At 54.1% G+C, this 13,922-nt stretch carries 10 protein-coding genes and 1 tRNA gene; 8 read left to right on the top strand and 3 right to left on the bottom strand.

Translation table 11 applies throughout. The features are described from left to right. Positions 1-39 precede the first annotated feature (39 nt). Positions 40-1,422, top strand: a complete 1,383-nt coding sequence (locus RCI20_RS14060) for a 3'-5' exonuclease family protein (protein ID WP_306606517.1) — start codon at positions 40-42, stop codon at positions 1,420-1,422. 7 nt (positions 1,423-1,429) lie between these two features. On the opposite strand, the gene RCI20_RS14055 is transcribed toward RCI20_RS14060, so the two are convergent. Then, on the bottom strand, positions 1,430-1,624 hold the full coding sequence (locus RCI20_RS14055) for a hypothetical protein (RefSeq protein WP_306606515.1): 195 nt from the start codon (positions 1,622-1,624) through the stop codon (positions 1,430-1,432). 175 nt (positions 1,625-1,799) lie between these two features. Here RCI20_RS14055 and RCI20_RS14050 point away from each other — a divergent pair, with 175 nt between their 5' ends. Together RCI20_RS14050 and RCI20_RS14045 are read left to right on the top strand one after the other, a co-directional pair. Further along, positions 1,800-6,404, top strand: coding sequence for an EAL domain-containing protein (locus RCI20_RS14050; protein ID WP_306606513.1), 4,605 nt, complete (start codon positions 1,800-1,802; stop codon positions 6,402-6,404). 473 nt (positions 6,405-6,877) lie between these two features. Next, positions 6,878-7,819 (top strand): hypothetical protein, encoded by a 942-nt coding sequence (locus tag RCI20_RS14045; RefSeq protein ID WP_306606511.1) that lies wholly within the window; start codon positions 6,878-6,880, stop codon positions 7,817-7,819. Positions 7,820-8,021: 202 nt separating this feature from the next. Here RCI20_RS14045 and RCI20_RS14040 read toward each other — a convergent pair. Further along, positions 8,022-8,097, bottom strand: a tRNA-Asn gene (locus tag RCI20_RS14040). Between the two features lie 227 nt (positions 8,098-8,324). Here RCI20_RS14040 and RCI20_RS14035 point away from each other — a divergent pair. Both RCI20_RS14035 and RCI20_RS14030 read left to right on the top strand, forming a co-directional pair. Next, positions 8,325-9,152 (top strand): EAL domain-containing protein, encoded by an 828-nt coding sequence (locus RCI20_RS14035; RefSeq protein ID WP_306606510.1) that lies wholly within the window; start codon positions 8,325-8,327, stop codon positions 9,150-9,152. A 313-nt stretch (positions 9,153-9,465) separates the two neighbouring features. Next, positions 9,466-10,662, top strand: a complete 1,197-nt coding sequence (locus tag RCI20_RS14030) for an acetylornithine transaminase (protein WP_306606509.1) — start codon at positions 9,466-9,468, stop codon at positions 10,660-10,662. Between the two features lie 75 nt (positions 10,663-10,737). Here the strand turns inward: RCI20_RS14030 and RCI20_RS14025 are convergent, their stop codons facing one another. Then, a complete protein-coding gene (locus tag RCI20_RS14025; RefSeq protein ID WP_306606508.1) occupies positions 10,738-11,280 on the bottom strand; it encodes a VF530 family DNA-binding protein in 543 nt (180 codons plus the stop codon). 223 nt (positions 11,281-11,503) lie between these two features. Here RCI20_RS14025 and RCI20_RS14020 point away from each other — a divergent pair, with 223 nt between their 5' ends. The 3 genes from RCI20_RS14020 (at position 11,504) to RCI20_RS14010 (ending at position 13,638) form a co-directional block, all read left to right on the top strand. After that, on the top strand, positions 11,504-11,797 hold the full coding sequence (locus RCI20_RS14020) for a DUF1330 domain-containing protein (RefSeq protein ID WP_306606506.1): 294 nt from the start codon (positions 11,504-11,506) through the stop codon (positions 11,795-11,797). Positions 11,798-12,069: 272 nt separating this feature from the next. Continuing rightward, positions 12,070-12,768 (top strand): serine protease, encoded by a 699-nt coding sequence (locus RCI20_RS14015; RefSeq protein WP_306606503.1) that lies wholly within the window; start codon positions 12,070-12,072, stop codon positions 12,766-12,768. 129 nt (positions 12,769-12,897) lie between these two features. After that, a complete protein-coding gene (locus RCI20_RS14010) occupies positions 12,898-13,638 on the top strand; it encodes a hypothetical protein (protein ID WP_306606501.1) in 741 nt (246 codons plus the stop codon). Positions 13,639-13,922 lie beyond the last annotated feature (284 nt).

Genomic DNA, 13,922 nt, shown 5'->3' with positions numbered 1-13,922 from the left:
ATTTTCTCTCGCGCGCGCAGACATGCGAAAATCCGCCCCATGACTGCTCCCGCCCCCCTCGCCTTCATTGATCTGGAAACCACCGGCGCGACCGCCAGCCTCGACCGCATCACCGAAATCGGCATCGTCGAGGTCGATGCCGATGGCACGGTGCGCGAATGGCAGCAACTGGTCAATCCGGGGACCCGGATTTCGCCCTTCATTGAAAACCTGACCGGCATCAGCAATGCCATGGTGGCCGATGCGCCAGCGTTCGCCAGCGTGGCCGATGAGGTCTTGCACCGCCTGCGCGGGCGCCTGTTCATCGCGCACAATGCGCGCTTCGACTATGGCTTCCTGAAAAGCGAGTTCAAGCGCCTTGATATCGACTTTCGTGCCCCGGTGCTGTGCACCGTCAAACTGTCGCGCACGCTCTACCCGGAATTCAAGCGCCACAGCCTGGATGCGCTGATCGAGCGACACGGCCTGCAAGCTGCCGCCCGCCACCGGGCACTGGCCGATGCACAACTGATTCACCAGTTTTGGCAAAAAATCCACGTCGACCGCAGCAGTGACGACATCGATGCCGCAATGAGCAAGCTGAACGCCTATCCCAGCCTGCCAGCGCATCTGGACGCCAGCATCGTCGACGAATTACCCGAGAATTCTGGGGTCTACCTGTTCCACGGCGAAAAAAGCGAGCACGGCGATTTGCCGCTCTATGTCGGCAAGGCCAAGAACATTCGCAGTCGCGTACTTTCCCACTTCTCTGCCGACAAGCGTTCGGCAAAGGAAATGCGCCTGATCGAACAATTGCGCCACATCAGCTGGATCGAAACCAGCGGCGAAATCGGCGCCCTGCTCAAGGAAGCGACGCTGGTCAAGCAATTGCAACCGACGCAAAACCGCCAGCTACGGCGCAATGACGAGGTCTGTACCTGGCTACTGAATGATGCCGGCGACGGCTGGCTGCGCCCGCAACTGGCCTTGGCCCACGATCTGGACTTCGGCATCCAGACGGCCTGTTACGGCCTGTTCAAGCACAAGAAGGAAGCCAACGACGTGCTCAAGCGGCTGGTCGAATCACACCAGTTGTGCGACACCCTGAGCGGACTCAATCAGCAAGTACCGGGCAAGCCCTGTTTCGGCCACCAGATTCGCCGCTGCAAGGGCGGCTGCATCGGCAAGGAAACGCTGGCCCGGCACAATATGCGGCTGATGGCGGCGCTGGTCACGCTAAAGCTGGCCAGTTGGCCTTTCCACGGTCCGGCCATCATCCGTGAAGGCGATGAAGTCCATCTGATCAACGGCTGGCGCTACCTCGGGACGGCGAAAAACGAGAACGACCTGCACGAGCTTTCAGGCAACGAACCGCCGCCTTTCGACCGCGACATCTACAAGATCCTGAGCAAATATATCCAGTTGATGAAGCCGCTCGGCTAAAACAGACTCAATTCTTCTTTTCCTCATCGCTGCCCACGACGGCTCGTACGCCCGCTGCGCCGACATCGACAGTCGTACCGACCACCGTTGCACCGACCTTTACCGTCGTCGCCACCACGGAAACGGCCGCATCGGCAACGGCCACAACGGCACACCCGGAGCAAAGCAGACAAAGCATCAAACAGGGGAAAAGCAGGCGCATGAATATTCCTGGAGAACTGAAAAGCAAAATTGCCACGGGGCCGGAATTGTAGCCTGCTCACCCGTTCATTCTCGTAACGAAAGCGTGGTTTGAACGCTAAATACCTGCCCGGAAAATAAAAAAATCAAAATGAATGCGTGTGCAATAATAAAATAACCCTATTGGAAACATTATTATGATCAGCTTGCCGGAAGTGGCGTCGAAAAAACCCAAGAAAAACAAGTCGCCTACTACCGGTAACGCTCCGTTGGAAGCCCCCCAACCCCGTCGCCGTTACCTCGTTGGCATCGGTGCATCGGCCGGCGGACTCGAAGCACTTTCTGCCCTCATTTCCTGCCTGCCCATCAAGCTGGGGCTGTGCTACGTGGTCGTGCAGCATTTGTCCCCAACCTATCGCAGCATGCTGGTTCAACTGCTCAGCCGGGATACGGCCATGGCCGTCAAGGAAATCGAGGATGGCTGTTCGCCGGAGCCGGACACCATATTCATCACCCCGGCCAGCAGCAACGTGACCATGCTCGATGGATGTTTCCATCTGGTCACGACGTCGCGCAAGATGGTGCCCAAACCTTCGGTCAATGTCTTCCTGACCTCGCTGGCCGAACAATATGGCGAAGATGGCATCGGCATCATCCTGTCCGGCACCGGCAGCGATGGTTCGCAAGGGATACGGGAGGTCAAGGCAGTCGGTGGTTTTACCTTTGCCCAGGAACCGGCCAGCGCAAAATATAACGGGATGCCGCAATCGGCGATTGATACGGGTTGCGTCGACTGGATCCTGCCGCCTGACCAGATCGCCCAGAAAATCGCGGCCATTGCCGATTCGCGGGAACATCTGTCGCCGCCGGAAAAAACCAGTGGCAGCGCCTCGACGCTCAAGCAACTGTTGATGAAAGTACGCCAGCGAACCAAGGTGGATTTCAGCGGCTACAAGGAAAACACCGTCTGGCGACGTATCGAACGCCGGATGGCAGCCAATCATCTGTCTACGCTCGAAGATTATTTCCGGTATGTCGATGCCGACCCCGAAGAACTGGAACATCTGAGCAAGGATATCCTGATCTCGGTCACCGCCTTTTTCCGCGACAAGACAGCGTTTGAAGCCTTGGCCAAGACACTGCTCAAAATCGTGCAGGACAAACGGCCCGGTGACGAAATACGCATCTGGATTGCCGGTTGCGCCACCGGCGAAGAGGTTTATTCTATCGCCATACTGCTTTGCGAGCAGGCAGAACCGGTACTGAATCGATTCAAGATTCAGATTTTTGCCACCGATCTCGACCTCAACGCCATGGCGACGGCGCGCAAAGGCACTTACTCCGCCGCGTCGCTCAGTGAGCTTGAAGCACCGCTGATCGCCAAGTATTTTTCTGCCAAGAACGACAGTTACGAAATCTCCAAGGTACTGCGCGACATGGTGGTCTTTGCCCGCCAGGATCTGGCCCAGGATCCGCCTTTCCTGCGCCTTGATCTGATCAGTTGCCGCAATGTGCTGATTTACTTCCAGACCGACTTGCAGGCCAAGATACTGTCGATGTTCCACTACGCCTTGCGCCCGGAGGGGTATCTGTTCCTTGGTCGCTCGGAAAATATTTACCAGCAGGATTCGCTGTTTCGTCATCACGACAAGGACGCCAAAATATTCCTGCGCAAGAATGTGCTGAATCGTCCGCCGTTTACCGGCGGCGCGTTCACCTTGCCGCCACCGGAAAAAACTGCGGCAGCCATTGCGACCAACAGCGCAAAAACCGGCGAATTCCAATACCTGGATGCCGCTTCACGCTTTTATCTGCCGCCCGGCGTGCTGATCAACGCCGGCTTCGACATCCTGCATCTCTACGGCAACCCCGGCGAATACCTCAACATTGCCGATGGCAAACCCACGTTCGATCTTTTGCACATGATCCGCAACGAGTTCGGGGCCGATCTGCAGACCTTGACCCATCAGGCACAGCATAAAAAGGCCTCCGCCTTCGGTCGACCGCGTGCACTGAAACTCGATGGCGGCAAACGCATCGTCCGCCTGGCGGTTCATCACCTGAGCCATGGCAATCTGAACGGCTTGTTCCTGATTTGTTTTGAACCGGCTCCCAAGACGCGCACCATTGAAGGCCCGGCAAGCGGCGGCGACCATGTCAGCGGCTGGAACGTCAAGGAACTCGAAGACGAACTGGTCGCCACCCGTGAACATTTGCAGGCGGTCATCGAAGAACTGGAAACCTCCAACGAGGAAATGCAGGCGCTCAACGAAGAAGTTCAAGCCGCCAATGAAGAACTGCAATCGTCGAACGAAGAACTTGAAGCGGCCAACGAGGAATTGCAATCGACCAACGAAGAACTTACTACGGTCAACGAAGAACTTCAGGTCAAAAGCGGCGAACTGGCTGAAATCGCCTACGACATCGAAAATGTTCAGAACTGCATCGGCTTCCCCCTGTTCGTGGTCAACCGCGAACTGGAAATCGAACGTTTCAACCGCCCGGCTGCCGACCTGCTTTCACTCGATTCGACGATGGTCGGACAACGGACCAACCGGATCAAACGACCGCGCGGCATGGGAGATTTCGGCGAGGCAATCCGGCAGGTGATCAACGAAGGCAAGCCGGTCGAAACGATGCTGGCTTCCGAGAATCGTCATTACATCCTGCACGTCACACCCAACTTCTCGCCAACCGGTGTGCGGGGAGCTATCGTTTTCCTGATCGACAATACGGAACTGCACGCAGCCGAAGTCGCGGCCCGTAACAGTCAGGAAAAGATGATGGCGATCATGGACAACTCGCACGCCCTGTCCTCGCTGAAAGACCCGTCGGGACGTTATATCTTTGTCAATCGACGCTTCATCGACACCTTTGACGTTACTTCCGAGAACGCACTCGGCAAAACTGACCGACAACTCTTCCCGCGTGCCATCGCCGACGAGTTTCGCCGCAACGACCTGGAGGCGATGAAGGCCAACGATGCGGTGGAGTTCGAAGAGTGCATCGAGACACCACACGGCGAGCGCATCTTTCTCTCCGTCCGTTTTCCCTTGCACGACGCGGATGGCGTCGTCTATGCGGTGTGCACTCAATCGACCGACATCACCGCACGCAAGGATGCAGAGAACCAGCTTCGCCTGACGGCGCGGGTCTTCGACCACTCCGGCGAAGGGATCGTGATTACCAACCGCAAGGGCATAATCATGACGGTGAACAAGGCTTTCGTCGAAGTCACCGGCTATACCGAGCGCGAAGTGATCGGCAAAATGACCAACCTGCTCAGTTCCGGCAAACACGGTCATGAGTACTACACCGAGATGTGGCAACAGATCGACAGCAAAGGCTGGTGGCAGGGAGAAATCTGGAACAAGCGCAAGAACGGAGAAATTTATCCGGAATGGCTGACCATCAACTCCGTCAAGGATACCCAGGGGGAAATCCTGCACTACGTCGGTATTTTCAGCGACATATCGGTGGTCAAGGAATCGCAGAAACGCATCGAATACCTGGCCACCCACGATGAACTGACCGGCCTGCCCAACCGCGCGCTCTATATAGATCGCCTGAAGCAGGCCATCGCCAAGGCTGGCCGCAGCAAGACACAAATCGCCGTGATGTTCGTCGACGTCGATAATTTCAAGATCGTCAACGACTCCATGGGACATGACGTCGGCGATCTGCTGCTGCGTCAGGTGACCGGCCGGCTGGCCGAATGCGTCCGGGCCGGCGACACCGTCGCCCGTTTTGGCGGTGACGAATTCACCATCCTGCTGGAAAACACCCGACCCACGGAAGTCAGCGCCACCGCCGAGCGAATCATCAACCAACTATCGCTGCCGCACATCCTTGATGACCGCAAGCTGTACACAACAGCCAGCATCGGCATCTGCATGTATCCCGATGACGGCATGGATACGCAGACCCTGCTCAAATGCGCCGACATCGCGATGTATCGCGCCAAGGACAGCGGCAAGAACAATTTCCAGTTCTTCACCGAAGAACTGAAGGCCCTGACCAGCGAACGCATGTTCTACGCCTCCGACCTGCGCCAGGCGCTGGAGCGCGGGCAGTTGTATCTGGTCTATCAGCCGCAAATCGACATGAATACCGGTCTTGCCGTCGGGCTGGAAGCCTTGCTGCGCTGGCGCCATCCCGAACGCGGGCTGGTCCCGCCATCCCGTTTCATTCCGGTCGCCGAAGAAACCGGCCTGATCGAAGTCGTCGGCGAATGGGTACTGGAAAGCGTCTGCCAGCAAATCGCCGCCTGGAAATCAGTCGGCCTCGAACCGCCGCGCATTTCGGTGAATATTTCATCCAGGCAACTGCGCAAAGCCCATTTCCCGGAAAAAATCGAATTGCTGCTCAGTAAATTCGGTCTTGGCGCAGAATCTCTCGCCCTCGAATTCACCGAGCATGCCCTGCTGGAAAATGTCGACTACGTTCTGGCCATGATCACCCAGTTGAAATCACAGGGGCTCCACCTCAGCCTGGACGACTTCGGCACGGGCTACTCATCCCTGAGCTACCTCAAACGCTACTCCCTTGACGAAATCAAGATCGACCGAAGTTTTGTCGACGGCATTGCCAATGAGCCGCATGACCGGGCTATTGCCACAGCAATCATTGCCATGGCCAGCGCTCTGGATATACGGGTTGTTGCTGAAGGCGTAGAAAATGAAGAGCAAAAAATGACGCTGCTTGCCAGTGGTTGCAGCATCGCTCAAGGCTACCTGTTCGCTAAACCACTCACTGTCGGTGAAGTTGAAGTGTTTTTCGGCGGCGCGCCGCGCAACAAGTAAAAATCAGGCAACTCGGCCTGAAAAAGCAAAAAGCCCACTCGAAAAAGTGGGCTTTTTGCTTGAATCCATGGCTCGCCAACCCGGCAGATCTCAAATCAGAGCGTGTAACGTCTGAATGGCTCCTTTCATTGACTCTGCCCGCGTATTTCCAAAGCCCATCAGCAAGCCTTGTCGCTTCGTTCCGCTCGCATCGACAAAATATCTTGAGAGCGGAGCGACGCCAATCTGCCGTTCCCGCGCTGCGGCTGCGAAGCGCGATCTTGCGCTTCTCCATTTGTTGCTCAGGCTTGAGCTTGCAGGCACCTTCTTCACCCATGCCAAAACCATACAACAAACGCCCTATCTATTTGCCAGGTTAATAAGTTGGATCATGTTGTTACAACACTCATAGTGTGGCAAAGTGGATTGTTTGAGCAAAATTAAGCTTTTAATCAAAAGCATTTACCCCGTGATTATTGAAAGAGATAACAGCAATGGCCATTGACTTTCGGTTGGTTTCCGTCCTTTTGGAATATGCCAAAAAAGAGTTAACACGGGTGCCATATCTGCGACAAATTCTTCTTCAGGCTTTAAAAAATGAATCTAAAATACTGGAGATCGGTGCAGGGGGATTCCCTCTTTGCAACAAAGAATCACACCCCAACTATCGGATTCTAGATTTTTACTCTACGGAAGAAATTGCAAAGCATTTCGAGCATGATTACGGCATTGCCGGGGCAAAAGACTGCGTTTTCCCTGAAGTCGATTTTGTTTGTAAAGATGGACAATTGGCCAACGCGGTCGGAGATATGCGTTTTGACGTAGTTTGCAGTTCACATGCCATTGAACATCAGCCATGTATTGTGAGTCATCTTCAACAAATCGACAAACTGCTCGATGTTGGTGGCGCTGTTGTGTTTATCATCCCCGAAAAAAACTGTACTTTTGACTTTTTACGTCAACCATCTACAACAGGCGAAATACTCTCTGCATATCACTCAGGACGTCGGGTGCCCAAAGGGGCTGTGGTATTTGATTTTTTTTCGCGCCACATAAATTTAAATCCTGTTCGGAGATTAACCCGTAACGATAATTTTTTATTCTCGCACTCAATTTCCGACGCGTATGAGAATTTCGTACGATCTCTAGAACAAGACTCTGAGTATATCGACATTCATAACTGGGTTTTTACGCCAGACAGCTTTGTGCTCATAGTATTGGAGCTATACATGCTTGGACTGAGTCCGTTCTTTCCCCAAGCTATTAGCGAAGTCAATGGGAATGAATTTATGTGCGTTTTGAGTAGACAACCCAAGCCCGGCGATCACGAAATAAAAGTTCTTGAAGAATTTCGCATGCAATTGTATAGACAAATACTTTGGGGCGATGGTTTTGAAACCGAAAATCAAAATGCTAATACTGAGCTTCCAGCGTAACACTCTCTGACGGTAAGCTGGTAATCCCCCAAAATTCAGCCGCCGGTAACGCGCAATTAACTTACGCGTTACGCAACAAATCCTGTGCCAAATATCCCGCAACAATGCGCCAAATATTTCGCCGCCTTACAGCTACGAATCAGCTACGGTGGCCTAGAAAAGCAAAAAGCCCACTCCGAAAAGTGGGCTTTTGCTTGAATCTTGGCTCCCCGACCTGGGCTCGAACCAGGGACCTACGGATTAACAGTCCGGCGCTCTACCGACTGAGCTATCGAGGAATTACGTCGCTGACTGAACAGCGAAGCTCAGCATTATAAACGGAATTTCGGCGCGAAGCCTAGAGGGAAACGCGGTTTTTTCCCATCGCTGTGCTGCCTGGCGCCTGACTTTTCGTCAGCACCGTATTGATCGATATGCCAACACAGCATATCGATCAATGAATAACTTCGTTCAATCAATCTGTTGCGAACAATAAAGTGATGGCATCAACATTCAGGAGAGCCACATGCCCCTCAGCGACTTCATACGCACGCTCAACTCGGTACCCGGTCACACCCCCGGTTTCCTTGAGCGTGCCGGTCTGGATCATCCTTTCGTAGCGGCAGACGGACGGATATTCATCCACTACGCGAACATCCGTCTCGAATCACAATTCCTGCCTGTCGTTGAAGCCAGCACCGGGAAATTGTTCGGCCACGCCGCATCAATCGAGGCGCACGGGCTATCCAACAACATCCCCATGTCGCACGATGCAATTTTCGTTCTGCCATCGGATGACGAAGAATTCGTTTATCTGGACCGATTGGTTCGCACCCTGCACGCACTGAATTACCTGACCCGGCCGACGCGCGGCAACCTGATGCTGCGGGTGCATGCCCGGCACGTGCTCAGCGTGCCGGCCAATCACGGTCTGGCCTTCGAAGAAATCCTGCGGCCTTGCGGCTTGTTTCCGGAACAGATCACGCTGGAAATCGACACCGACGCCGTCGAAGACAAAGCCCACTTCATCCGTGCCATCGGTAACTACCGCTCACGTGGTTACAGCATCGCCATCGGCCAATTTGGCCGCAGCCACCTTGATTTCGACTTCCTGAAAGAACTGCAACCCGACATCGTAAAACTCTCCCCCGCGCTGATCAGCCACTCGAACTCGCTTGAGCGAATCATCGAGGCCATCCACCGGCAAGGCGCCAAGGTGATGATCGACGGCATCAACACGGCAAGCCTGAGGCGTGCCGCCAGTGCAGAAAACATCGACCTTCTGCAAGCCTACGCGCCGCTGCTCGGAACGCGACAAGCCGACGAACGCTGGCTGTACAAAAACGCAGCGTGAATTAACGCCGGAAAGCCTGCACACCACTCAACGAGCCGGACCCTGGTGGTTTTTGCGGTCAACTGCCGCTTGACAGCAAAAACCGCCTTCCGCCATCATCCGGCCATGACTTGCCAAATCGCACTCCGCCGACGCACCGCCGCCGCCCGACGCCAATCGGGTGAGCCGAGCCGCGTGCGCGCGCAGCGTTGGCAGACGGAAGCACGCCCGAACCGGGCCTGACTCCCCCTTCCCCCGCTTTCCCGCAAAGGCCACGGCTCACCCCGTGGCCTTTTTGTTTTCCGTGGTTTTTTACCTTTTCAAGGAGTCGACCGTGAACTTGCCGCACCATCCCCCAGCCATCACCAGCCTGATGCCCATCGCCCCGCGCCCCGACACCCTGTTCGTACGCGGCGCCGGCGCCTGGCTGTACGACGCAGCGGGCCGCCGCTACCTGGATTGGGTGCAAGGCTGGGCGGTCAATTGCCTCGGGCATTCGCCCCAGGCCATCGTCGACGCCGTGGCTGCGCAAGCGGCAACGCTGATCAACCCCGGCCCGGCTTTTTACAACCTGCCGGCCCTGGCGCTCGCCGAAAAGCTCACCGCCAACAGCGGCTTCGACCATGTTTTCTTCGCCAGTTCCGGGGCCGAAGCCAATGAAGGCGCGATCAAGCTGGCACGCAAATGGGGACAATTGCACAAAGGTGGCGCGCACGAAATCATCACCTTCGTCGATGGCTTCCACGGACGCACGCTGGCAACCATGTCGGCCAGCGGCAAGCCCGGCTGGGACACGCTCTTTGCCCCACAGGTGCCGGGCTTCCCGAAAGCACGGCTGAACGACATTTCTACGGTCAACCGGCTGATTAGCGACAAAACCGTCGCCGTCATGCTCGAACCGATTCAGGGCGAAGCCGGTGTCATCCCGGCCAGCGGCGACTTCCTGCGCCAGTTGCGCCAACTGTGCGACGAACGGCAACTGCTGCTGATCGTCGACGAAGTGCAAACCGGCATCGGCCGCACCGGCCACCTGTTCGCCCACACCGCGCACGGCATCCAGCCGGACATCATGACGCTCGGTAAAGGCCTCGGCGGCGGCCTGCCGATCTCGGCACTGCTCGCAACCCGCGCCGCCTCCTGCTTCGCCCCCGGCGACCAGGGCGGCACCTACTGCGGCAACCCGCTGGTCTGCGCCGCCGGTCTCGCCGTGCTCGACACCTTACTTGCCGACGGCTTCCTCGCCACCTGTCGGCAACGCGGCGAACAACTCGCCGCCGCGCTACGCGCCCTCTCCGCCGAACTCGGTCTCGGCGAAGTGCGCGGTCAGGGTCTGCTACTCGCTCTCGAACTCGGCGCCGACTGTGGCCCTGAAGTCGTCACCCGAGCCCGCGCGCTCGGCCTGCTGATCAATGCCCCGCGCCCGCACTGCCTGCGCCTGATGCCGGCGCTTAACACCACGCCGGAAGAAATTGAAACCGGCATCGCAGTGCTACGCGAAGCCATCACCGACACACGGAAAACACCGACATAAGCCCGAGTACGGCAATGCCAGTTCGCCGCCAGCCGCATCATCGACTGGTGGCGACAGCGTGTTTTACCGGCTGATTTATTTTCTCCACTTTGCCCATGGATCTGAATCGGAACTCGCAGCAGCCCCTGAATAACTGCCCCTGCTCCGCTCCGCTTTGGCGCGCGGACGTGCCTCCGCATCGTGCATGGCCGCTTTCCTGGCACGCTTTTCCCGTAACCGCTCGGCATCCTCGAAACTCAATTCAGCCGGCTCACCCGGCATTTGATCCAGCGGAATGATGCGATCCCTGGGCGGCAATTCAAACTGCTCGGCAGACGCCCGGGGCAAACTCTTGAACTTGTACAAGTAAAACGCTTCGACCTTCTCGCGCGCCCAGTCCGTCTTCTTAAGGAACTTCACACTGGAATCAATGCTGGGATTGCTGTTGAAGCAATTGATATTCAGATATGCAAAAAGAATTTCAAACCCGTAGTGCTCAACAATTTCCGTGACCAAGGTTTTCAACCCGACACCATGCAACGGATTGTTTTGATAATTCACATCAGCATTCATGAAAAGACCCAAAAAAGTAGCAAATCGGGCATTGTACCTGTCGGCGCGGCCATACATCGGCGACATGGGCTGACTCGGATGCTAACTGCGACCACGCATCGTGCCGATGATTGCCAAATTTACCCGGCACTCACGGCATGATATGTTCATGCCATCCAGAAAAATCATGGTCGCGTCAGACGCCATGGAAACACGGGAACAAATTCACGCTCCACCATTTCTTCCTGACCAAGGAAGCGCGCGAAGCGTGGCGAAGTTACATTGAAGAACAGAAAAACAGGGAGACAAAATGAGCGTCAAGATCATCGGCCTGATCCGCCTGAAAGACCCGGCGGCATTCGAAACCTACCGCAGCCAGGTCGGCGCGACGGTGGAGCGCTACCAGGGCAGCATCGTCGCCCGTGGTGCGGTCGACAAGACCTGGTGGAACGAATTGCCCTGCGCCCCGTTCGAGGCCTACGTCGAACTCAGCTTCCCAAGCCCCGAAGACGCCGACCGCTGGGCTGCCAGTCCTGAATATCAGGCGATTGTGCCAGTGCGGACAGAGGCGATGGATTTGATGTTGTTTCGGGTTGTTGGGTAGAGAGGGGTTTGGTATTCCAAAGGGGATAGTCAGCAGTCGGCCAGAAGCCGGCCGTTCAGAAAAGTTCTGCAAAGCAGATGCTCAACAAGATGTCCATTGCATGAGCAGCATCAGTACAATGGCAAGCTGTCCGGATTCAGTCTCTCACCCACATGCTGCATAAAATGCTTTGTTCTGAAAACGTCCATCTGGCAAGGCCGCGGTCTGTCGCGTATTCCAGCTTATTGGACACTTCTGTCGTCTACTGCTAGTTATACTTTGGTCAAAAAAATATGGGCGAAATAATTAAAGTTCAAGAATATATTAGGCCATTAATCGCTTGGCGAAATGATGGTACAGGTTATTATCCTGATGGGCGATTTGTTGGCTCTTGTTTTTTTATAGATGAACAAGGTACAGCAATAACCTGCTCTCATATTATAGAATCATTAAGAAATAACGAAGAGCTTTTTACTTTTGATCTTGAATCAAAAGAAATTTTAAAGGTTTCAATCGATTATCAACATGAAAAAGATGACTTTGCAATAATAAAAATACCCGTAAAAACTAGCAAACATTTTACCTTGAGGCATGACAGAGTAGTTTTAGGATTGAATGTCATGTCTTATGGTTATTTAAATGGTGGAGTAAATAACAAAGAAATCAAAGTTGACTATCGTGTAATGAAGGGGCATGTGAGTCGTGTCGATACCAATAATCAACTTCACAGAAGTACCGAAGTTATTGAAACTTCATTCCCTTCATTGTCTGGTTTCAGCGGTTCCCCTATCTTTTGTGAGCATACTTTGGATTTAGTTGGAATGCTATTTGGTAATGTAGAATCAAGTATTGAAGTTTTTTCTTTCAAAGATTTCTCTGAAGATGGAAAGGAAATTATAAAAGAAAGTGTTAATAGAATCGTAGAGTTGGGTTTGGCGCATACTACAGATGCTATTGTCAATTATTTAAAAGAATATAAATCTAAATTGTAGACATATGAAATAGAGTTTGAAAGTATCTATTTTATATTATTTTGCATCGGGTCTAACCCGGTGCTCAAGCCGACCCGCATACTGTGGTCGGCTTAGCTTATTTGTTAGGCATACCCGAATCGAGTACCTATGGAATTCACAAAGAACTTCAGAGCTTTCTGGTGGGCGGTTCTGGTTTTCTGCATCGGCTACTACCTTTGGGGGCGTTACCCCCAACTGCAAGCTGGCGAGCCAACATGGTTTGACGCGCTTGCTTTCATGGTGTGGGTAACTCTGGCCATTAGCCCGTTCTTCAAAGAGATGGAGATATTTGGGTTCAAGTTCAAGCAAGAAGTTGAGAAACTCAAAGAGCATGTCTCATCAGAATTAGCGTCTATCCGCACCACTATTCAAACCACCTCAGACAACCGCCAAACCATGAACCCTCAGTTCTTGTTTGGCTACCCGCCGCCGCCAGACTCGCAGTTGGGTAATATTCAGGAACAAATAAAAACAGCAATTCATTCGGCAATGAGCAATTTCGGTGTCCCGACTGTAACGACCAAAGACCCCTCCGTCGAAACATTATCTACCGACATTGAATTTCTGTTTAGAGCCAGATTGGGTATAGAAAAGGAACTGCGGAAGATTCAGCAATTTGTAAGTCAAAGTGCAACCCGACGCCCAGAACCAATATTCAGAATCGTCGATACATTGATTCGAAGCGAGTTGATTTCTCAAGAAATCGGGCATGCAATTCGCGAGGTCTACTCGGTTTGCAGTCCAGCTATTCACGGTGAAGATGTAACTCCCGCTCAAGTTGAATTCGTAAAAAATACAGCGCCCGAGCTCATATCTGCATTGAAATCACTGGCGAATCGATATGCCTAACATGGTGCTCAACCTCGCTCCCTTCGGTCGCTGGACGCTGCGCGATAAAGCTGCGCAGCGCCGGTTAGCTAATGAAATGGACTCCCCCTCCCATCTAGCGGGACACTGAGGGTATTGCAGCCAAGGGGCTGTGAGCCAGCCAAGGAGGTGTGCCATGAAAGTTGCCCGTATCGGTCTTGATATTGCCAAGACGGTTTTTCAGGTCCACGGCGTCGATGGGCACGGCAAAACGGTGCTCAAGAAAACGCTTTCCCGTGGCGAAGTGCTCAGCTTCTTTGCCAATA

It is taken from the genome of Azonexus sp., assembly GCF_030824335.1.
Taxonomy (GTDB): domain Bacteria; phylum Pseudomonadota; class Gammaproteobacteria; order Burkholderiales; family Rhodocyclaceae; genus Azonexus.
Note: the sequence above shows the minus strand (reverse complement) of the source record. Positions and strands in the feature narration are given on the sequence as shown.